Origin of the sequence: Nocardioides secundeburneus, from assembly GCF_039939255.1 — a bacterium.
GTDB lineage: Bacteria > Actinomycetota > Actinomycetes > Propionibacteriales > Nocardioidaceae > Nocardioides.
On record NZ_JBDUUE010000001.1, the window covers coordinates 104,792 to 119,640 of the forward strand.

Here is a 14,849-nt window from a genome sequence, read left to right on the forward strand (position 1 = left end):
CGCTGCTGGGAAGGGTGGTCCCGATGTCCACGCGCGCACCCGACCCCGAGCCCACCCCCGACGAGATCGACGAGCTGGCCCGTCGCGCCCAGGCCGGCGACGCCGAGGCCCTCGAGCTGGTGCTGGCCGCCATCCGGCCGCGCACCCTCAACGTCTGCCGGGGCGTGCTGCCCTACACCCCCGACGCCGAGGACGCCTGCCAGGAGGCGCTGCTCAACATCGCCACGAAGATCGGCTCGTGGGGTGGCCGCGGCCGCTTCACCACCTGGACCCACGTCGTCGCCGTGAACTCCTCGCGCACCACCTACCGGCGCCTGAAGAACCAAGCCACGGCCTACGACCCCACCGAGCACAACCCGCTCAGCGAGAAGCCCGACCCCCGCACCACGAGCGTCATCGCCGGCACCCGGCTCGACCTGCTCGAGGCGATGGAGTCGCTCGAGAAGGACCACCCGCAGTACGTCGAGCCGCTCATCCTGCGCGACGTCTACGGCATGTCCTACGACGAGATCGCCGAGCAGGTCGGGGCGCCGCTCGGCACGGTCAAGGCCCAGATCCACCACGGCCGCAAGCTGGCCCGGCCGTTGCTCCGCGAGCAGCAGTGAGGCGGGGCGCGGCCGCGCTCGTCTGTGCCCTCGTTGCCGGCACGGCACTGGCCGGGTGCGGCTCCGACGACGCCGACCGCACGCCGTCGGTACCGTCGTCCTCGACGGCGGCGTCGACCACGCCGGCCCCCGACGACCCGGAGCCGGCCGAGCCGCAGGCCGCACCGCCGGCGAACCTCGACCTCGCCCTCAGCGAGCCGGCCGAGGACTCGCTCTACCCCGACGTCGGCCACCCCGGCGTCGACGCCCTGCACTACGACCTGACCCTCGCCTGGGACCCGACCACCGACACGCTCACCGGCGACGAGGTGCTCACGTTCCGCTCGACCACCGACGCGCCGCAGTTCCAGCTCGACCTCTCCGACGCCCTGGAGGTCACCTCCGTGCGCATCGACGACGCCGACGCCGCCTTCGAGCACCGCGGCCAGGACCTCGTGGTCGACCACCCGGTCACCGCCGACGAGCGCTACGCCGTCTCCATCCGCTACCGCGGCACGCCCGAACCAGCCGAGGCCCCCACCGAGCGCTCCGACTTCGACGGCGGGCTGGGCTTCACCATCGACGACGAGCACCAGGTCTGGACGATGCAGGAGCCCTTCGGGGCCTTCACCTACTACGCCGTCAACGACCACCCCTCCGACAAGGCGCTCTACGACTTCACCCTCTGGACCGTCGACCCGATGGTCGGCGTCGCCAACGGCGCCCAGGTCTCCGACGAGAGGGCCGGCATCGCCCGGCGCACGCGCTACCACCTGGCCGAGCCGGCGGCGTCCTACCTGGTCACGATCGCGTTCGGCGACTACACCCGCACCGCCGACACCGGCCCGGGCGGGCTGCCGATCTCGTACTGGACGTTCGCCGACGAGCCCGTGCCCGACAGCCTGTTCGTCTCGCCCGACGCGATCGCGTGGCTGGAGGAGAAGCTCGGGCCCTACCCGTTCGACACCGCGGGCCTGCTCGTCGTCGACTCCGAGAGCGCGATGGAGACCCAGACGATGGTCACCCTCGGCAACACCTCGCACGCCCTGGCCGAGAGCACGATCGTGCACGAGTACGCCCATCACTGGTACGGCGACCAGGTCACGCCGAACGACTGGCGCGACCTGTGGATGAACGAGGGCATGGCGATGTACCTCGAGATCGTCTGGACCGCCGAGCGCAACGGCCAGGACCTCGACGCCGCCATCGCCGACATCGCGCCCTACGAGGCGTCGTACCGCGCCGACGACGGCCCGCCCGGCGACTTCGACCCCGAGAACTTCGCCTCCGGCGGCGTCTACTACTCCGGCGCCATGCTGTGGCACGCCCTGCGCCAGCGCATCGGCGACGACGACCGGTTCTGGGAGATCGTCGCCGGCTGGCCCGCCAGCCGCGACAACGCCTCCTCCGACCGCGAGACCCTGCTGGCCTACCTCGAGCAAACCACCGGCGACGACCTCGACGAGTTCTGGGACGCCTGGCTTCTCGGGACGACGACGCCCGGCTGAATTGCTTGCTCCGCGAGCCGCGCCAAGCTGGCTTCTTCCTTCCTCCTCGCTCGAGGGCTCGCTTCGCGTCGCCCTCGATTCGTCGTCAGTCCAGAAGCCAGCGCGCGGCCCGCTCCGCTTCGCGGCGGTTGTCCATGAATGTGGTGGCGTTGAGCTGGCGCCCGGCTCACCTGCCCGAGGCGTCGGGCCCGCGCGAGCGGAGCGCGCGACATCGGACACCGCTCGTCGCGGGTAACCGACCGCTCGTCGCAGACCGGTCCCCGTCCGGCGCACCGGTCGCGCCCACCTCTGCCGAGGTGACCCGCGCCACTCCTAGCGTGACCGGCGTCACGTCCCCGAGGAGATTGGCGCCGCGATGGCACACGAGACCTCTGCACCACACGAACAGGCTGCGCGGCACGATCCCGTCTACGACGAGCTGCACGCCTCCGACGACTTCGCCGAGCTGCGGCGGCGCTACCGCGCGTTCGTCATCCCGGCCACGGTCGGCTTCCTGGCGTGGTTCCTGCTGTACGTCGTGATGTCGAACTGGGCGTCCGGGTTCATGGGCACCAAGGTCGTCGGCAACATCAACGTCGCGCTCGTCTTCGGGCTGCTGCAGTTCGTGACGACGTTCGCGATCGCCTACGCCTACAGCCGCTACTCGACGGCGCGGCTCGACCCGCTGGCCGAGAAGCTCAACGCCCGCTACGAAGAGGCGAAGGGGGCGCAGCGCTGATGGACCACCAGGTGCTCACCACGATCCTGTTCCTCTCGGTCGTCGCGCTGACGATCTTCGTGACCCTGCGCGCGAGCCGGTCGAGCTCGGGCACGTCGGACTTCTACGCCGGCGGCCGCTCGTTCTCGCCCGTGCAGAACGGCCTCGCGATCGGCGGCGACTACATGTCGGCCGCCTCGTTCCTCGGCATCACCGGCATCATCGCGCTGTCGGGCTACGACGGCTTCCTCTACTCGATCGGCTTCCTCGTCGCCTGGCTCGTCGCGCTCCTGCTGGTCGCCGAGATGCTGCGCAACTCGGGCCGGTTCACGATGGCCGACCAGCTCGCGTTCCGGATGAAGCAGCGGCCGATGCGCATGGCCGCCGCGACGTCGACCGTCGTCGTCTCGATCTTCTACCTGCTCGCACAGATGGTCGGCGCGGGCACGCTCGTCGCGCTGCTGCTCGGCGTCGACAGCCAGACGGTGAAGAACATCGTCATCCTCGGCGTCGGCGTGCTGATGATCTTCTACGTCACCGTCGGTGGCATGAAGGGCACGACCTGGGTGCAGATCGTCAAGGCCGTGCTGCTCATGACCGGCTCGGCGCTCATCGTCGTCCTGGTGCTGGCCCACTACGGCTTCAACCTCTCCGAGCTGCTCGGGGCCGCGGCCAGCAACAGCGGCAAGGGCCAGGCGTTCCTCGAGCCCGGCCTGAAGTACGGCGCCACGCTGACCAGCAAGCTCGACTTCCTCAGCCTCGGCATCGCGCTCGTGCTCGGCACCGCAGGCCTGCCGCACATCCTGATCCGCTTCTACACCGTGCCGACGGCGCGCGACGCCCGGAAGTCGGTGCTCTGGGCGATCGGCATCATCGGCGTGTTCTACCTCTTCACGCTGGTGCTCGGCTTCGGTGCCGCCGCCATGCTCGACACGAGCACGCTCGACACGGCCGGCAACCTGGCCGCCCCGCGTCTCGCCGAGGAGGTCGGTGGTGGCGCCGGCTCGACCGGTGGCGCGATCCTGCTCGCCCTCATCGCCGCCGTCGCGTTCGCCACGATCCTCGCGGTGGTCGCCGGACTGACGCTGACGTCGTCGGCGTCGGTGGCGCACGACGTCTACAACAACGTCTACAAGAAGGGCCAGGCGACCGAGAAGGAGGAGATCAAGGTGACCCGCATCGCCGCGGGTGCCATCGGCCTCGTCGCGATCCTGCTCGCCATCCCGGCCCAGAGCCTCAACATCGCCTTCCTGGTGGCGCTCGCCTTCGCCGTGGCCGCCTCGGCCAACCTGCCGAACATCGTGCTCAACATGTTCTGGCGGCGCTTCAACACCCGCGGCGCGCTGTGGAGCATCTACGGCGGCCTCGTCTCGGCCGTGGGTCTGGTGATCTTCTCGCCGGTCATGTCGGGCAAGGGCATCAGCGAGACCACCGGCAAGAACCAGTCGCTGCTGCCGACCAGCATCGACATCTCCTGGTTCCCGCTCGAGAACCCCGGCCTCGTCTCGATCCCGCTGGGCTTCCTCTTCGGCATCATCGGCACGCTCACCACGCGCGAGAAGGCCTCCGAGGAGCGCTACACCGAGCTCGAGGTGCGCGCGCTGACCGGCGCCGGCGCCGAGAAGGCCTCGTCCCACTGATCGACCGTCCTCCACGATGGCCGGGCCGGCGGCCCGGCCATCGTGGCGTGCGCCGTCCCGCCCCAACGTCCGCGCAACCCGACCTCGCTAGTGTGACGAGGGCCGCACCAGACCGTCCCGCAGGAGATCTCCCGTGAGCAATGACGACAAGACCGAGGCGACCCTGAGCAACCTGCTCTCCGAGGACCGCCGCTTCGAGCCCCCGGCCGAGCTGGCCGAGCACGCCAACCTCAAGGCCGAGGCCTACGAGCGCGCGGCGTCCGACCGCGAGGCCTTCTGGGCCGAGCAGGCCGAGCGACTCTCCTGGGAGACCCGGTGGGACCGGGTGCTCGACTGGGACAACCCACCGTTCGCGAAGTGGTTCGCGGGCGGCCGGCTCAACGCCTCCTACAACTGCGTCGACCGGCACGTCGAACAGGGCCGCGGCGACAAGGTCGCCCTCCACTTCGTCGGCGAGCCCGTCGACGACGAGCGCGACATCACCTACGCCGAGCTCAAGGACCTCGTCTCGCAGGCCGCCAACACGCTCACCGACCTCGGCGTGCAGACCGGCGACCGGGTCGCGATCTACATGCCGATGATCCCCGAGGCCGTCGTCACCATGCTCGCCTGCGCGCGCATCGGCGCGCCGCACACGGTCGTGTTCGGCGGGTTCTCCTCCGACGCGTTGTCCTCCCGCCTCGAGGACTGTCAGGCCAAGGTCGTCGTCACCGCCGACGGCGGCTACCGCCGCGGCGCGCCGTCCGCCCTCAAGCCCGCCGTCGACGAGGCCGTCGTGAAGGCCGAGGCGCTCGGCCACACGGTCGAGAAGGTGCTCGTCGTCCGGCGCACCGGACAGGATGTCGCATGGAACGACGACCTCGACGTGTGGTGGCACGAGTCGGTCGATACCGCGTCGACCGAGCACACCCCCGAGGCCTTCGACTCCGAGCACCCGCTCTACGTCATGTACACCTCCGGCACGACCGGCAAGCCCAAGGGCATCCTGCACACCACCGGTGGCTACCTCACCGGGGCGGCCTACACGCACTGGGCGGTCTTCGACCTCAAGCCCGACTCGGACGTCTACTGGTGCACGGCCGACATCGGCTGGGTCACCGGCCACTCCTACATCGTCTACGGCCCGCTCGCCAACGGCGTCACGCAGGTGCTCTACGAGGGCACGCCCGACAGCCCGGGCAAGGGCCGCTGGTGGGACATCATCGAGCAGAAGAAGGTCACGCTCTTCTACACCGCGCCCACCGCGATCCGCTCGTTCATGAAGCAGGGCCGCGAGATCCCCGACGAGCGCGACCTGTCGTCGCTGCGCCTGCTGGGCAGCGTCGGTGAGCCGATCAACCCCGAGGCCTACGTCTGGTACCGCCACGTCATCGGCGGCGACCGCACCCCGGTCGTCGACACCTGGTGGCAGACCGAGACCGGCGCGATCATGATCAGCCCCCTGCCCGGCGTCACCCACGGCAAGCCCGGCTCGGCGATGATCCCCATCCCCGGCGTGTCCGCCGACGTCGTCACCGAGGAGGGCGAGTCCGTCGGCAACGGCAACGGCGGCTACCTCGTGCTCACCGAGCCGTGGCCCTCGATGCTGCGCACCATCTGGGGCGACGACGAGCGCTTCAAGGAGACCTACTGGTCGAAGTACGCCAAGCAGGGCTGGTACTTCGCCGGCGACGGCGCCAAGCTCGACGACGACGGCGACCTGTGGGTGCTCGGCCGCGTCGACGACGTCATGAACGTCTCTGGCCACCGCCTCTCGACCACCGAGATCGAGTCGGCGCTCGTCTCGCACCCGAAGGTCGCCGAGGCCGCCGTCGTCGGGGCCAAGGACGAGGACACCGGCCAGGCCGTCTGCGCGTTCGTCATCCTGCGCGACGAGGCCGGCGACGGTGGCCAGGACATCGTCGAGGAGCTGCGCAACCACGTGCGCACCCAGATCGGCCCCATCGCCAAGCCACGCCAGATCATGATCGTGCCCGAGCTGCCCAAGACCCGCTCCGGCAAGATCATGCGGCGTCTGCTGCGCGACGTCGCCGAGAACCGCGAGGTCGGCGACGTCACCACGCTGGCCGACTCCTCGGTGATGGACCTGATCTCCTCCGGCGTCAGCTCCGGCAAGGGCGAGGACTAGGGCCCTCACGCTGATCGAGGTGCGAGCGGAGCGAGCCTCGAGATCACCGGACCGTCACGCCAGAGGCGACCACGGCCGAGTGGTCTCGAGGCTCCTCGCAGGGCTCGTCGCACCTCGACCAGCGTGACGGCGAGCACGTAGCGTCTCAGGCGTGACCGAGCAGACCCGACTGATCCTCCTCGTCCCCGGCGCGACCGAGGCGAGATGGTCCGGCGACGGGCTCACCGGCGTCGAGGTGGAGTGGGTGACCGACGAGGCCGGGTTCGCCGAGGCGTTCCGGTTCGGCACGGTCGAGGCCGACCTGCTGGCCGAGCTCGGCGCGACGACCACGGCGGCGGTGGCCTCCCTCGAGGCCGACCTGCGCACCGGGCAGGAAGCGGTCGTGGCCGTCGTCGAGCGGCTGCGCGACGCCGGCGGGCTCGCCGTCCGCATCGAGCAGTCGGGCCTGGGCTGGGAGGTCTCGCGCTGGCTCGAGATCTTCTCCGCCGACGACGCCCGGGCCTGGCACCAGCACGCGATCGTGTTCCTCGGCGACGACGACGCCATCCAGTCGTGCGGCATGCACGCGTTCTCGCTGCCCGACGTCCGCATCCAGGCCGACCCCGACGCCCAACGGATCGGCGAGGCCCTCGACGTCTACCAGCTCGCCGAGGACCCGGTGCTGCGCTCGGGCGAGACCTTCCAGCCCGACGCCGACACCCCGCGCCGCGTGCTGCACCGCTGGCCCGACCTCGGCTACCCGGCCGACCACCCGTGCCACAACCCCTACGGCGTCTGGCGCCTGGGCCCACCGGGGTCGACGGCCACGGTCGGCGGCGACCTCGACATGGTCTTCGTGCCGGCACTACGGCTGGTGCTCGGCGCGGCCGAGCAGCAGGACGACGTCCCGCTCGACGAGCAGCGGGTGACCGAGGTGCGCGACGGTGCGACGTGCATCGCGATGGAGCCCCGCCACGCCCGCGACCTCGAGCGCAGCCGCGGCTACGCCGACCTCGACCCCGAGCTGGCGTGGGAGCAGTGGCGCGCGCTCCGGGCCCGCTGACCGATCAGGCGCTGGCGGCCCGAGCCGGTAGCGAGCGCAGCTCGAAGCTGGGGTAGCGGTTCTCGGTTTCCTCGGCGAGCCGGCGGCGGTAGCGCGGCGCGCCGCCGAGGTAGACCATGACGCGGGGCTTGGCGTCGCGCTCGAGGTTGATGTTGTGGCCGTTGAACCACGACGTCGTCCGCGACAGCAGCAGCAGGTCGTTGATCTCGCGCACGTGCTCGACCCACGCCAGCTCGGCGTCGCGGCGGCCCTCGAAGCGGCCGATGTCGTTCGCCTCGATGTAGCGCGCGGTCTCGGTCATCCAGTTGACGACGTCCTCGATGCCGCGCGGGAAGTTCGCGGTCGCCGAGCCCGACTGGGGGCCGACCAGCACGAACAAGTTGGGGAAGCGGTTGACCTGCACGCCGATGCAGGTCTCGGGACCGTCGCGCCACAGCTCCTTGAGCACGACGCCGCCGGTGCCGACGACCTCCATGCGGTCGAACGGCCCGGTCACGGCGTCGAACCCGGTGGCGTAGACGATGACGTCGAGCTCGAGGTCGCGCGTCTCGCCGTTGCCGAGGTCGAGGCGCACTCCGGTCTCGGTGATCGACTGGATCGGGTGCGCCATGAGGTCGACGAGCTCGACGTTGTCCTGGTTGAAGACCTCGTAGAAGCCCGACTCGCCGGCGACCCGCTTGTTGCCGAAGCCGTGGTCCTTGGGGATCAGCAGGTCGGCCACGCGCGGGTCGTGCACGCGCTGGCGGATCTTGGAGGCGACGAACTCCGACAGCTCGCGGTTGGGCTCGACCTCCATCATCGTGTCGCGGTAGTTGCCCATGTAGAGACCGGCACCCTGGCCGGCGTACAGCTCCTCCCAGTGGGCCCACCGCTCCTCGCGGGTGACGTCGGTCGACAGCGTGCGGTCGGGACGGTGGATGAAGCCGGCCGGGGTCTCGCGGCACCAGGCGAAGATCTCGTCGTAGGAGGCCCGCAGCTTCTCCATCTCCTCGGGCGAGATCGGGCCGTTGCCGAGCGGCGCGCACCAGTTGGCGTCGCGCTGCAGCACGACCATGCTCTCGACCTTGTCGGCGATGTCGGTGATCACCTGGACGCCGCTGGCCCCCGTGCCGATCACCGCGACCCGCTTGCCGGTGACGTCGTAGCCCTCGGGCCAGTCGAAGGTGTGCGTCTCCAGGCCCTGGAAGGTGCCGCGGCCCTCGACCCGGGGGTAGGTCGGCACCGACAGCAGCCCCATCGCGCACAGCACGAAGCGCGCGCGCAGGTCGGTGTCGTCGTCGAAGGTCACGGTCCACAGCCAGTCGTCCTCCGACCACACCATGCGCACGACGCGCTTGTCGAAGGTGATGTGCCGACGCAGTTCGAAGCGGTCGGCGACGTGCTCGAGGTAGGCGAGCGTCTCCGGCTGCGGGGAGAACTTCTCCTTCCAGGTCCACTCGTCGAGCAGCTCGCGGGAGAAGGAGTACTGGTAGGTGTACGACTCGGAGTCGAAGCGGCAACCGGGGTAGCGGTTCTTGTACCAGGTGCCGCCGAGCCCTGCGTTGGCGTCGACGACGCGGACGTCGGCGCCGATCTCGAGCAGCTGGTGGAGCTGGTACAGGCCGCAGACACCGGCGCCGATGATGAGGTAGTCGACGTCCGGGCTGGTCGTCGGGGTGGGTGCAGTCACCGTTCCGCTCCTGTCAGTCATGCGCTTGCCCCACGGTGGTCGCAAACGGCTCCCGGACGACGGGGTCCGGGGTCGGTCCTTCCGCCGGTCAGAGACCGACGATCTCGGCGTAGCGCCGCATGTCCTTCTCGTAGTTCTCGTCGCCGATGCGCGGCGAGACGACCACCTCGTCGATGCCGAGGCGCAATGCCTCCTCGATGTAGGCGCGGTCGTCCTCCCAGTCCTTCTCGGTGGCGCCCTTGCTGCGGCGTCCGACCTTGAGGGAGAGCTCGGACATCTCACGACCGGCCGCGGTCATCAGGCCCTCGAGCTTGTCGATGAAGACCTTGATGTCCTCGTGGGTGCGGCTGTAGCCGGCCCAGCCGTCGCCGAACGCGACGATGCGCTCGAGCGTCGCGCGGCTGTTGCCGCCGACGATGATGGGCAGCCGCGACCGGGCGGGCTTCGGGTAGCAGTGCAGTGGTTCGAAGTCGACGTACTCGCCGCGGTACTCGCTGATCTCGTCGTCCGACCACAGCTCGCGCATCGCGGCCAGGTAGTCGTTCATCCGGTCGCCCCGCTTCTCGAACGGCACGTCGAGCGCGGTGTACTCCTGCTCCGACCAGCCGACGCCGACGCCGAACTCGAAGCGTCCCTCGCTCAGCTGGTCGATGCTGGCGACCTGGCGTGCGGTGATGATCGGGTTGCGCTGCGGGACGACGAAGACGTACGTGCCGATGCGCAGCGTCGAGGTGACGCCGGCGATGGTGCCGGCGAGCACGAGCGGGTCGTGGACGCCGAGGGTCTTGTGCACCTCCTGCGCACCGCCGGACTCGTAGGGGTACTGCGAGGTGTAGGTCGGGAAGAACACCACGTGCTCCGGCAGCCACACCGAGCCGTAGCCGATCTCCTCGATCAGCTGGACGGCGTCGACGGACCACCGGCCGCTGCGGGCCCCGGTGCCGGGGAACAGCTCGCTGATGCCGAGCTTGGGCTTCATGCGGACGCACCTTCCGTAGCGGTGGGAGCAGCGGCGAGCTGCTCCTTGAGGACGTGCTTCATCACCTTCATGCTCGCGTTGCGCGGCAGGGCGTCGACGAAGAAGACGTGGACCGGCTTCTTGTAGCCGGCGAGCTGGTCGCGGGCGAACGCGCGGACGTCGTCGGCGGTGGCGGTGCTGCCGGGGGCCAGCACGACGGCGGCCGAGACGGCCTCGCCCCACCGGTCGTCGGGCAGGCCGAAGACCGCGGCGTCGACGACGTCGTCCATGAGCAGCAGGACGCGCTCGACCTCGGCGGGGTAGACGTTCGCCCCGCCGCTGATGATGAGGTCCTGGGCCCGGCCGGTGAGGTAGAAGTAGCCGGCCTCGTCGCGGTAGCCGAGGTCGCCGGTGAAGTACTCGCCGTCGCGCAGCGCGGCCGCGGTCTTGTCGGGCTGGCCGTGGTAGCCGGAGAACATCGTGTCGGCGGCGATGACGAGCTCGCCGACCTCGCCGTCCGCGACGGTGGCGCCGTCGGGGTCGACCACCCGCATCGACGAGGTGGGCAGCGGGCGCCCGACCGACTCGAAGATGTTGCGGGCCCGGCCGAGGCCGCGCCAGTCGCTGCGGTTGGTGATGGTGATCGGCCCGACCACCTCGGTCATGCCGTAGGTCTCGACGAGGCGGTCGTCGATGAGGGCCACGAGGTCCTCGGCCAGCTCGGCCGGCAGGGGGCCGCCGGAGTGCAGCACCGACTGCAGCGTGTCGAGCGCGGCCGGGTACGCGCGGAGCGCGGCCATCAGCCCGGGGATGAGCGGGGTCAGCCCGAGCGTGAACGTCGAGCCGTGCTCGGCCATGTGCCGCCCCCACTCCTCGGGGGTCGCGCCGGGGATGAACGAGACGGTGGCGCCGGTGTAGAAGTGCGGGAAGATCACGCCCCACAGACCCGAGACGAACGACCACCCACCCGGGAAGGCCGCGTGTCCCTGCAGCGGGAAGCGGTAGGCGTAGGGCACGAGCTTGATGCAGTTCACCACCGCGCGGTGGCTGACGAGCACGCCCTTGGGGAAGCCCGTGGTGCCGCTCGTGTAGCCGATGAGAGCAGTGCTCTCGAGGTCGACCGGTCCCTCGGCGGCGATCGGCGTGGCGTCGGTGGCGTCGAGGACGGCGGCGAACGACTCGGCACCCGCCGGCGGCTCGTCGTCGATCGCGAGCCAGGCCGCGAGCCCGGGGGCGCCGGTGAGCCGGGCCGCGACCGCGGAGACGCCGTCGGTGTGCACGAGGCCGGCAGCGCCGGAGTCGGTGAGCACGTAGTCGACCTCGGTCGGGGTGAGCCGGTCGTTGACGTGGACGGCGGTGTAGCCGCCCAGGGCCAGCCCGACGTAGACCTCGAGGGACTCGACGCGGTTGCCGAGCATCGCGGCGACCTTCGCACCGGGCTCGAGACCGCGGTCGCGCAGGGCGTGGGCGAGCCGCCAGCCGCGGTCGACGACCTCGGCGAAGGTGCGCTCCTGCCCGCACGAGGCGATGGCCACGTTGTCGGCGAAGCGCCGGCCGGCGTTGGCGAACAGGGTTCCGAGGGTCTCGCTCATGCGTGCTCCTTGAGGTCGAACAGCCGGACGGCGTTGCCGGCGACGAAGAGCGACAGCTCCTCGTCGGAGAGGACGGCGGGCTCCCCCGCGTGCGGGCGGGCGAGGTCACGGACCATGCTGAGCCACGCGACGAGCTCGTCGCCCTGCGGATCCTGGCCGGGCCCGCGGATGATGTCGGAGCCGAAGACCAGGCGGTGGGCGCCGACCTGGTCGCGCATCCGGCGCACCCGACGACGGAACTCGGGGTAGTCGTCGCGGGCCACTCGCTGCCACAGCGACAGCTCGAGGTAGGCGTGCTGCCAGCCGGTGGCGCAGTCGAGCGCCTCGGTCCACCAGGCGTCGATGCCGGCGTGGGCGTAGCTGACGCGCAGCGTCGGGTGCAACGCGTGGAGCGCGGCCACCTCGGCCGGGCGGCAGCGGATCACCTGCAGCGGGTCGCCGCCGAGCGGGCTGGTGTGGACGACGGCCGGCAGGTCGCGCTCGACGAGCGCCTCGAACAGCCAGGCGTGGGCCGGGTCGCGCAGGTCCCAGCCCGCTGCCGGGTAGAGCTTGAAGCCGCGGCAGTGCGGGTGCTCGGCGGCCCGCTCGAACAGCGTGCGGGCGTCCGGGTGGCGCGGGTCGAGCCCGGCGCAGAAGAACAACCGGTCGCGGTGGGTGGTGCTGAGCTCCTCGTAGCGGGCGTTGAGCTCGGCGATGGGCAGGTGCTCGCCGGCGGGCTGGCCGACGATGGTCCAGTCGACGACCGGCACGACGCCGGCGGCGACGCCGGCCCGGTCGAAGGCCGCGATCGTCAGCGCCGCGTCGGGGTCGCTCTGCCCGACGGCCACGCGCCCGAAGACCTCGTGTGGGCACCGCTCGGGCAGCCGGCGTCCGGCGCCCTGGCGCGCCCACGCGTGCCGCAGGCCCTCGGGCAGCCAGGTGGAGTCCCACACGTGCATGTGGGCGTCGATGACCAGGTCGGTGCTCACCGGGTCACCGCCGGCCCAGCACGTGCACGCTCGAGGCGGCCGTCAGCCAGTCGACGACGCCGCCGCCGATCTGCACCAGACCGAGCCGGGGGTCGTCGAGCTGGAGGGCGCCGGCCTCGCCGCGCAGCTGCCCGACGACGTCGTGCACCTGGGCGAGGCCGCTGGCCCCGAGGGCGTGGCCGCGACCGACCAGGCCGCCGGAGCGGTTGACCGGCATGGCGCCGCCGGCGTCGGTGACGCCGTCCATCGCCCAGCGCTGGACGTCGTCGGGCGCGCACAGCCCGGTGTCGACCCAGGCCATCAGCTCGTAGGCGACCGAGGCGTCGTGCACCTCGGCCAGGTCCATGTCCTCCGGCCCCAGGCCCGCCTGCTCGTAGGCGGCCCGCGCGCTCGCCTCGACGGCGTTGGGCGCCTCGGGGCGGTCCTGCGGGGGGCGGGTCGCCATCCGCGAGGCCAGGATGTCGACCGAGCGGTTCGAGGCGAGCGCCTCGGGCCGACTGGTGACGACGACGGCCGCGGCGCCGTCGCTGACCGGTGAGCTCATCAGCACGGTGAGCGGCTCGACGACGACGCGCGCGTCGAGCACCTCCTGCGGCGTCGCCCCGAAGCGACGGTGGGCGTAGGGGTTGTGCCGCGCGGCCTGCAGCGAGCGGGAGGTGACGCGGGCGAGGCCCTCCATGGTGACGCCGCGCTCGTCGAACAGCGTCGAGGCCAGCCGCGCCTGCCGGTCGACGAACGGGCTGCGCTCCTGCCCGGCGCCGTCGGCCGTGGCGAAGCCGTCCTCGACGTCCATGCCGGCGCCGTAGGCGGCGAAGGTGCGGGCCCGGTCGACGTGGTTGGCCTTCTCGACGCCGAGCGCGAGCACCGTGTCGTACATGCCGGAGGCGACCATCATCCAGGCCAGGTGCAGGGCGTTGCCGCCCGAGGCGCAGGCGTTCTCCACGTTGTGGATCGGGATGCCGGCCAGCCCCAGGGGGTAGCCGACGACCTCGCCGCGGATGCACTCCTGACCGGTGATGAGGCCGGCGAGGGCGTTGGAGAAGACCATGGCCTGCACGTCGCCGACCCCGATGCCGGCGTCGGCCAGGGCCGCGTCGACCGCGACCCGACCGAGCTGCTTCATCGAGGTGTCGAGCTGCTTGCCGAACGCGCTCATGCCGACGCCGCTGATCACGGCGGGGCCGCTGGGACCGGTGCTCATCGTCGTCTCCGGGTTCTCGTGCGTGGTGGTCATGCGGTCGCCTCCGGAGCGGTGGGGGTGGCCGGGAGGGCCGGCGGGCTGGGCCAGGCGGCGCTGACCCCTCCGTCGACGAGCAGGCTCTGGCCGGTCACGTAGCCGGCGTCGTCGCTGGCGAGGAAGGCGACCGCGCCGGCGGCCTCCTCGGGGCGGCCCTGGCGCCGCATCGGCACGACGGCGCCGCGGGCCTCGCCGGGGTCGTCGCCGAACTCGCGGCGCACCAGCGCCGAGTCGATGTTGCCGAGCACCACCGCGTTGGCGCGGATGCCGCGGTCGGCGTAGCGCACCGCCACGTGCCGCATCACGGCGAGCTGGGCGGCCTTGGTGGCCTCGTAGGACAACGAGCGACGACTGCTGTAGACGCCCGCGGTGGAGCCGACGAAGACGAAGGCACCCGAGCCCTGCGCGAGCATCGGCGCCAGCGCCGCCTGGGCGGTGAGCCAGTGGGCGCGCACGTTGACCGAGTCGGCGAAGGCCCAGTCGTCGAGCGACTGCACCTTGAGCGGCTCGCGACCGGAGACGCCGACGTTGCCGACGACGACGTCGAGCCGGCCGCCGTGCGCGAGGGCCGCGGCGACGGCCGCCCGGCACGAGTCCGGGTCGGCGGCGTCGACCTGGACGGCGAGGCCGGGCGTGGCCAGGTGGGCCACGGTCGCCTCGGCGCGCTCGGCCACGAGGTCGCCGACCACGACGGTCGCGCCCTCCTCGGCCAGCCGCAGGGCGATGGCCCGGCCGTTGCCCATGGGCAGGGCCTCGCCCGGGCGGGCGGGGCCGTCGCTGCCGCCGCCGAGCACGTAGGCCACACGGCCCTCGAGTCGTCTCACGT

The 14,849-nt window shown here is 71.5% G+C and carries 12 protein-coding genes; 6 read left to right on the forward strand and 6 right to left on the reverse strand.

Annotation, left to right across the window (positions count from 1 at the left end; genetic code table 11):
• Nucleotides 1-23 precede the first annotated feature (23 nt).
• The 6 genes from ABFT23_RS00495 to ABFT23_RS00520 all read left to right on the forward strand — a co-directional run bounded on the left by ABFT23_RS00495 (nucleotide 24) and on the right by ABFT23_RS00520 (nucleotide 7,599).
• Nucleotides 24-605, forward strand: coding sequence for an RNA polymerase sigma factor (locus ABFT23_RS00495; protein ID WP_347891781.1), 582 nt, complete (start codon nucleotides 24-26; stop codon nucleotides 603-605).
• Nucleotides 602-2,092: a M1 family metallopeptidase gene (locus ABFT23_RS00500; RefSeq protein ID WP_347891782.1), complete on the forward strand. Its 1,491-nt coding sequence runs from the start codon at nucleotides 602-604 to the stop codon at nucleotides 2,090-2,092. Before ABFT23_RS00495 ends, ABFT23_RS00500 begins: the two co-directional genes overlap by 4 nt.
• Nucleotides 2,093-2,447: 355 nt before the next feature.
• The gene (locus tag ABFT23_RS00505) at nucleotides 2,448-2,810 is read left to right on the forward strand and encodes a DUF485 domain-containing protein (protein ID WP_347891783.1); all 363 of its coding nucleotides are present in this window, start codon (nucleotides 2,448-2,450) and stop codon (nucleotides 2,808-2,810) included.
• The gene (locus ABFT23_RS00510) at nucleotides 2,810-4,429 is read left to right on the forward strand and encodes a solute symporter family protein (RefSeq protein WP_347891784.1); all 1,620 of its coding nucleotides are present in this window, start codon (nucleotides 2,810-2,812) and stop codon (nucleotides 4,427-4,429) included. Before ABFT23_RS00505 ends, ABFT23_RS00510 begins: the two co-directional genes overlap by 1 nt.
• Before the next feature lie 133 nt (nucleotides 4,430-4,562).
• Nucleotides 4,563-6,557 carry an acetate--CoA ligase gene (acs, locus tag ABFT23_RS00515; protein WP_347891785.1) on the forward strand — a complete coding sequence of 665 codons (1,995 nt, stop codon included), beginning with the start codon at nucleotides 4,563-4,565 and terminating at the stop codon, nucleotides 6,555-6,557.
• 151 nt (nucleotides 6,558-6,708) lie between these two features.
• Nucleotides 6,709-7,599 carry a hypothetical protein gene (locus ABFT23_RS00520; protein ID WP_347891786.1) on the forward strand — a complete coding sequence of 297 codons (891 nt, stop codon included), beginning with the start codon at nucleotides 6,709-6,711 and terminating at the stop codon, nucleotides 7,597-7,599.
• 4 nt (nucleotides 7,600-7,603) lie between these two features.
• Here the strand turns inward: ABFT23_RS00520 and ABFT23_RS00525 are convergent, their stop codons facing one another.
• From ABFT23_RS00525 to ABFT23_RS00550, 6 genes are all read right to left on the reverse strand, one after another.
• Nucleotides 7,604-9,268 carry a flavin-containing monooxygenase gene (locus ABFT23_RS00525; protein ID WP_347891787.1) on the reverse strand — a complete coding sequence of 555 codons (1,665 nt, stop codon included), beginning with the start codon at nucleotides 9,266-9,268 and terminating at the stop codon, nucleotides 7,604-7,606.
• A gap of 88 nt (nucleotides 9,269-9,356) precedes the next feature.
• Nucleotides 9,357-10,247, reverse strand: a complete 891-nt coding sequence (locus ABFT23_RS00530; RefSeq protein ID WP_347891788.1) for an LLM class F420-dependent oxidoreductase — start codon at nucleotides 10,245-10,247, stop codon at nucleotides 9,357-9,359.
• Nucleotides 10,244-11,818, reverse strand: a complete 1,575-nt coding sequence (locus tag ABFT23_RS00535; protein ID WP_347891789.1) for a class I adenylate-forming enzyme family protein — start codon at nucleotides 11,816-11,818, stop codon at nucleotides 10,244-10,246. Before ABFT23_RS00535 ends, ABFT23_RS00530 begins: the two co-directional genes overlap by 4 nt.
• On the reverse strand, nucleotides 11,815-12,786 hold the full coding sequence (locus tag ABFT23_RS00540) for an amidohydrolase family protein (RefSeq protein ID WP_347891791.1): 972 nt from the start codon (nucleotides 12,784-12,786) through the stop codon (nucleotides 11,815-11,817). The genes ABFT23_RS00535 and ABFT23_RS00540 overlap by 4 nt, the downstream gene beginning before the upstream one ends.
• A 4-nt stretch (nucleotides 12,787-12,790) precedes the next feature.
• Entirely contained in the window at nucleotides 12,791-14,020 is a 1,230-nt protein-coding gene (locus ABFT23_RS00545; protein ID WP_347891792.1) for a thiolase family protein, read from the reverse strand.
• Nucleotides 14,017-14,847 carry an SDR family NAD(P)-dependent oxidoreductase gene (locus ABFT23_RS00550; protein ID WP_347891793.1) on the reverse strand — a complete coding sequence of 277 codons (831 nt, stop codon included), beginning with the start codon at nucleotides 14,845-14,847 and terminating at the stop codon, nucleotides 14,017-14,019. Before ABFT23_RS00550 ends, ABFT23_RS00545 begins: the two co-directional genes overlap by 4 nt.
• Nucleotides 14,848-14,849: the final 2 nt, after the last annotated feature.